The sequence below is a fragment of the Adlercreutzia faecimuris genome (assembly GCF_022669055.1).
In the GTDB taxonomy this organism is placed as follows: Bacteria; Actinomycetota; Coriobacteriia; order Coriobacteriales; family Eggerthellaceae; genus Enterorhabdus; species Enterorhabdus faecimuris.
On sequence record NZ_JAJMLW010000001.1, the window covers coordinates 168,475 to 174,814 of the forward strand.

3 protein-coding genes are annotated in these 6,340 nt (G+C 69.9%); all 3 read right to left on the reverse strand.

Annotation, left to right across the window (positions count from 1 at the left end):
• Positions 1–388 precede the first annotated feature (388 nt).
• The 3 genes from LPT13_RS00670 to dnaB all read right to left on the reverse strand — a co-directional run bounded on the left by LPT13_RS00670 (position 389) and on the right by dnaB (position 6,211).
• The gene (locus LPT13_RS00670) at positions 389–2,827 is read right to left on the reverse strand and encodes an AAA family ATPase (RefSeq protein ID WP_242162520.1); all 2,439 of its coding nucleotides are present in this window, start codon (positions 2,825–2,827) and stop codon (positions 389–391) included.
• On the reverse strand, positions 2,827–4,098 hold the full coding sequence (locus tag LPT13_RS00675) for a metallophosphoesterase family protein (protein WP_242162522.1): 1,272 nt from the start codon (positions 4,096–4,098) through the stop codon (positions 2,827–2,829). The genes LPT13_RS00670 and LPT13_RS00675 overlap by 1 nt, the downstream gene beginning before the upstream one ends.
• 697 nt (positions 4,099–4,795) lie before the next feature.
• On the reverse strand, positions 4,796–6,211 hold the full coding sequence (gene dnaB / locus LPT13_RS00680; protein ID WP_160710453.1) for a replicative DNA helicase: 1,416 nt from the start codon (positions 6,209–6,211) through the stop codon (positions 4,796–4,798).
• Positions 6,212–6,340: the final 129 nt, after the last annotated feature.

Genomic DNA, 6,340 nt, shown 5'->3' on the forward strand with positions numbered 1-6,340 from the left:
CGCATGGGGCCGCGGGCCGCGAGGGGCCCGCAAGCCGCGGGCGCGGGCGCGGGAGGCCGCAAGCCACATAGCCCCCTGCACAGGGGGGCGAGCGCGGGGCCCGTACGAGCCGTGGGGCCCGCAAGCCATGGATCCCCGCACGAGCCGCGAGGAGTCCATGCGGGACCAGCGCTGGGGGGCGAGGTCGTCGGGGGGCGACCCGCAAGAACAAGCGCGGGAGGCCGCGGGTGCGGGGGCAAGCCGCGAGGGCCCCGCATAGGGGGCGAGCCGCGGGGCCCGCAAGCCGCGAGGGCCCCGCATGGGGGGGGGCGAGTCGCGGGGCCGGCAAGCCGTGGGGCCCGCACATGGGGCCGCGGGTGCGGGTGCGGGAGGCCGCAGGGTCGGGGCGCTACAGGTCGATGCGCGTGGCGTCTGGGGCGGCTTCACGGAGGGCGGCGACTACCTCCTCGTGGCAGGTGAAGAGGATCACCTGGCGCGTGGCGGCCAGCTCGGCCAGGGCGCGAGCGGCCCCGCGGCGACGCTCGGCGTCGAAGTTCACCAGGATGTCGTCGGCCAGAATGGGGATGGCGCGACCCACGTTGTCGGCTGTCAGCAGCAGCGCCATGCGCATGGCCAGGTACAGCTGTTGGCACGTGCCGAGCGACAGGTGCACCGGCTCGAGCGTGGTGAGCGCCCGGTCGGTTACCCGCAACACGCCCTCGGACGAGAGCGACACGCTTGTCCAGCGGCCGTCGGTCATTACCGCGAGCAGGCGACTGGCCTGGCGGTACACCTCCGGCTGGCTCTTGGATTCCCAGGTGGCGATGGCCGCCTGAAGCATGCGCTCGGCCAGCAGCAGCCGCTCGAAGTCGGCGGTGGCCTCGGCCAGGCGCGTGCGCACCGCCTGGTAGCGGATCTTCAGCTCGTCGAAGGAGCGCAGCGTGCCCGCCTGCGCCAGCAGCTGGCGAAGCTCGCCATGACGGCGATTGAGCTGCTCCGACGCCTCCAGCAACCCCTCGCGCTGAAGCGTGCGGCGCGAGACGGCCTCGTCCACGGCGGACAGTGGCGCGCCCGGCTCCATGCCGGCGCGCTCGTAGAGCTGATCGCGTTGAAGCGCTATGTCGCCCAGGCGCCGCTCGGCCTCGGTCAGGCGCGCCGTGGCCGCCTGCTGTCGCTGCTGGGCAAGCGCCATCTCGGCCCGCACGTCCTTCGCTTCGTCGAGCAGGGAGCGCGCCCGACGCAGCGACCCTTCCGCCTCGGCAAGCCCCGCCCCGTCCAGCTCGGCGTGGATGGACGCTGCCAGCTCCTCCTCGTCGGCCAGGCACGACGCGAGCTTCTTCTCGTCCTGGCGCATCACCCACTGCGCATCGCGCAGGCGCTCCTTGCGCGCGTCGGCGTTCTTGTCGGGACGCACGAGCATCACGAAGGCCGCCGCGGCCATCAGCAACGCGAAGGCGGTGATCACCAGCCCGAGCGACATGTACGTGAGGCTGCCGCGGGCGCGCCCGAGGGCGAACAGCGGCAGGCCGCCCATCAGCATGACCACCGGCAGCGCGGCAGCCAGAGCCAGTCGCATGCGGCGCGTGGCGGCCTCATGCGCGCGTTCTGCCTGGTCGTCGCCAGACTCCAGCACCACCTCGTAAGCGGCCTTGGAGGCTGCGAAGTTGCCGCGCGCCCGGTCGACGGCGTGGGCCTGGCGCTCCTCCTTGGCGCCCAGGGCGTCCAGCCGGTCACGCAAGGCGCGGTCCTCCGCGCTGGAGAGCCGCGCGAGCCGTCGGCCCACCGTACCCTCCAAGGCGCGCCGATCGGCCACGGCCTGGCGCTCCTCCTCGCGCAGGCGCTCGCACTCGGCCTCGAGCATGCGCGCCTCGGCCTCGAGGCCCTCGGTGCCGGCGCGGCAGGCCGAGAGCGCCTCAAGCGCCGCATTGGTGTCGGCCACACGCTCGGCCATGGCCTGGCGCTGACCCTCCAGCTGGTGAAACTCGGCGTCCTGCTTGCGATAGGCGTCCATCTCGTCGGCAGCCGCATGCAGCTGCGCGCGCAGGTCGCTGCGTTCGGCCGTCAGCTTGACGAGAGAGCCCTCGGCGCTGGCAGCGCGCGACGTGCACGCGGCCAGGCGCTCCTGCACTACGGACAGCGCATGGGCCGGCGAGGCCCCCGTGCCCGACCCCGCCGTCAGCAGCTTGGCCGTCACGTCCGGCGTGTTGCGCAGCGAGCGCAGCTCGTCGCTGTTGAGCGAGAACATGGTGCGGAAGGTGTCGCGGTCGATGTCGGCCGCCACCGCCACGTCGCCCTGCAGCCCGTCGGCGTTGCGCGCCCGAAAGACCACGAGGTCGGGCGCATCGACGCACGCCGCGGAGCCCCCGTCGAAGGCGCGCCCTCCCGCGAGGCCCTCTCGCAGGACGCCGTCGGGGCCGATGGAGGCATCGCCAGCGCCCTCCTCCCGAAGGCCCTCCCCCGGCGAGGCCCCGAGGCCCCCGAGGCCGTCGGGCGCACCAGGCCCGGTCAGTTGGCCGAAGACAAGCGCACCTGCACGCTCGGCGTTCTGCGGCTTGTAGGTGTTGCGCGTGCCACGCGCTTCCTCCCAGCCGAACAGCACGCCGTCCACGAACGACGACAGCGTGGTCTTGCCCGCCTCGTTGCGCCCGAACACCACGTTGAGCCCTGGCGATAACGGCCCCACCACGCGATTACTCAACGCGCCGAAGCTCGTCACCTTCAGAAACTTGAGGTACGCGCCGCGCCGCGCGTCGCACGCCCTCGCGGCAGTCCAAGCCGCCTCCGCGTGCCGCCCCTCCGCACCCCGCACGTCTTCGGCGCCTTCCGCGCGCCGTCCCTCCGCGCCCATCACTTCTCCTCCTGGGTGAGCAGGTCGAGCACGAGCTCCTGGGCCTCGGCCGCCAGCTTGTCAAGCTGGCCCGAAGGCGCCGAGGGCAGCGCGATGCCACGGCGCAGGAACTCCTCCTGCAGGTAGGCGCGCTCCTCGTCTGAATCGGCGCGCAGGGTCTCGGCGGCGCGTAGGAACACGGCCGGGAACAGGCCTTCCGCCAGCAGCGCCTCCCTATCACGAGGACGCGTGGTCTCGTCTATGAGCGCATCGCAGAAGAACTCCGGATACGAGTCGTTGACGCTCGTGCGCACGTCCTCCAGCACGCCGGGGCGGCCGAGCACCTCGTGGAGGTCGGTCGCACCCGTCAGCGTGATGCGCGTCACCATCTCCTCGCACGACGAGCGGCCATTCACAGCGAACAGCTCGCGCATCACCTTTTCCACCAGGGCTGGCAGCGTCGGGCTGTCCGACGCGTCCACCGCCACCTGCTGCCAGACGATGCTCGCCGTGGGGATGAACTCGACACGGTTAGGCGCGCCCTTCTCCAGCGTGATCAGGCTTACGCCGCGCCGGCCCGTCTCGCGGATGTCGCGTCCCTGGATGCAGCCGGAGAACACGAGACGCGGGTTCGCCGGGTCGTCCTCCCAATGGCGGTGGATATGCCCGAGCGCCCAGTAGTCAAAGCCGGCGGCTCGCAACGCGTACGGGCTGGTGGGGGCCTTCACCGGATCGAGGTCGAGCCCGGTGTGGAGCACGCCCACGCCGAAGAGCGCCTCGGTCGCGCGCGGGCCGAGCGCCTGCTCGGCGGCTGTGCGGGTGATGCCCGCGGCGATGTCCTCGTCATCGGCCCATACCTTGTTGGGGTAGCCGCGACCGGCGATGACGCACAGCGGACGCCCGTCGCGCTCGTGCAGCGCGAAGCTGGGCCGATCGGCGGCGAGCATGACCGCGTGCGCGGGCAACGAGAAGAAGTCCTGCTGCCAGGTGGCGTAGGGGTCGTGGTTGCCCGTGCACAGGTAGCTGGCGATACCCGCCTCCTCCAGCCGCTCGAGGCCGCGGAAGAAGTGCAGGTAGTCGCGATAGGAGGCGCGTGCCGTGTCGAAGATGTCGCCGGCGATGACCACGAAGTCCACGTCATTGCGCACGGCGGCGTCCACCACGCGGTCCCATGCCTGCGGGATGGCGTCCATCAGCCGATCGGCCCACCGCGGAGAGAGCGCCCGCAACCCACGGAAAGGCGCGCCGATATGCAGGTCAGCCGCATGGATGAACCTGAGCGTATCCCCCACCGCGTCTCCTTCCGCCATCGCCGCCACGCCGCCACTGCGCATAGCATACCCGAAAGGGCCCACGCTTCCCCGCGCGTCCCGCCCGCAACCACATTTCGCGGCTTTGATGGCACAGATCCGGAGTTTGGTACGGTGGCAGACCCTCGCGAGACGCCCTCTGAAAAAGCCGACCTGGGGTTTTGCCTCTCGGACCCCCGCGAAACAGGGCTATCAAGCTGTTTTCGCGTCTCGCCACCGTACCAAACTCCGGATCTGTGCCACGTTTCCGCAGAAACGTGGCAGCGAGGGAGGGGGGGGGCAGCAGCCGGAGGTTGCCGACGCCACGGTGCGCACGGAGGGCAGGGGCCAAAACGGCGGCGGCGCAAAAAACGCCCCCTAGGGGCGCAGTGCTCGATGGTGGAGGAATGGCCGCCCGCAGGGCGCTGCCGGGTCTTGGCAAGCCGGGTCGGGAACCCGAAGACCGGTGGTATATCCGGATGCGCGGGTGGTCGTCGGAACTAACGGGCGGCAATTTCCCATCCAACGGGCCGCAGACCGGGTACCTCTTCGAAGCGGGTGGCAGCCCTCTTCTTAGACAGCGCCGGGGCGTGAGTAATGCAGGTAAAAAATACTACAAGCGCAGTGTGGAGCCTTGCGGCCCTAAAGTAAAGCCAAAAACCGTAAATACCTGGAATATGTGCGATTTTCTCAGGTTTTCCTACATATAGCCGGCCACACGCGAGTCGTCGATGAAGTCCATGAAGCGCGTGTACTCCGGGTTGAACGCCAGGTCGATGTCGCGGGTGGCGCCATTGCGGTGCTTGGCCACGATGAGCTGGGCCTGCCCCAGGTCGGGCCGATCCTCGCTCTCGGCCTCCATCTCGTCCATGGAGCGGTCGATGAACATGACGATGTCGGCGTCCTGCTCGATGGAGCCCGACTCGCGCAGGTCGGAGAGCATCGGGCGCTTCTTGCCGCGCATCTCCACCGCGCGTGACAGCTGCGACAGCGCGATGACCGGCATGTCCATCTCCTTGCCGAGGATCTTGAGGCCTCGGGAGATCTCGCCGACCTCGACGGCGCGGTTGCCGTCGCGGCGCGACTGCGGCGGCTGCATCAGCTGGAGGTAGTCGACGATGATGAGACCCTTGCCCTGGCCGGAGGCGTGGCGCAGCTCGCGGCGCGCCTTAGCACGGGCCTCCAGGATGGAGAGGCCGGGCGAGTCGTCGATGTAGATCTCCAGCTTGGAAAGGGTGTTGGACGCGTCAGCGATGGCGCCCCAGTCGCCCTCGGCGATCTGGCCGCTGCGGATCTTGGACAGGTTGACGCGGGCCTCGGCGCACAGGATACGCTGCACCAGCTGGCCCGCGCTCATCTCGAGCGAGAAGAAGGCCACCGCCGCGCCGGACTTCGCCGCGTTCACGGCCAGGTTGAGCGCGAAGGAGGTCTTACCCACGCCGGGACGGGCGGCCAAGATGACCAGGTCGCCGCCGCGGAAGCCGTGGAACAGGTCGTCCACGTCCCTGAAGCCGGTGGGCACGCCGGCCATCGAGGTCTTCTGCTCGGCCAACTTCGTGATCTCCTCGAAGGCATCGGTGATGAGCGTGTCCATCTTGACGAAGCTTGAGGAGACGCGCTTCTCCGTGACGTTGAACAGGGTCTTCTCCGCCTCCTCGACTACCTCGTTCAGGTCGTCGGGGGCGTCGTAGGCCAGCGCGTTGATATCGGCGGCCGCGTAGACCAGCTCGCGCAGGATGGCGTTGCGCTTGACGATGTCGACGTGGCGCTGCCAGTTGGTGAGCGCGAAGGTGTTGTCCGCCAGCTCCACCAGGTAGGCCTTGCCGCCCACGGCCTCCAGCTGGCCCTTGGCCTGGAGCGTGTCGGCCAGCGCGATGGGGTCCACGGGAATGCGGCGCACCGTCAGGTCGTAGACGGCCTCGAAGATGATGCGATGGGCCGGGCGGAAGAAGTTCTCCGGCTTGAGGCGCAGGATGATCTCCTCCACCGCCTCGCCGTTGAGCAGGCACGCCGACAGAACCGACTGCTCGGCCTCGATGTTCTGCGGCAGCGACGCGCGCTTGGCCGGGTCGAGGGTGTCGGCGGTGGTGTGGGAGTTCTGCAGCGGTCCGGGCATGGCAATCCTTCGGGTCAACGGGCAACCTCCCTATGGTACTCCAAGCAGGCCCCGGCGAGCGCCCGCGCCGCGCGTCCCCATCAAAAGAAAGCGGGCGGCCGCATTCACGCGACCGCCCGCTCGGGAAGG

Coding starts and splice junctions, on each gene's coding strand:
- LPT13_RS00670 (WP_242162520.1), bottom strand. CDS start 2,827: ATGGGCGCGGAGGGACGGCGCGCGGAAGGCGCCGAAGACGTGCGGGGT.
- dnaB (WP_160710453.1), bottom strand. CDS start 6,211: ATGCCCGGACCGCTGCAGAACTCCCACACCACCGCCGACACCCTCGAC.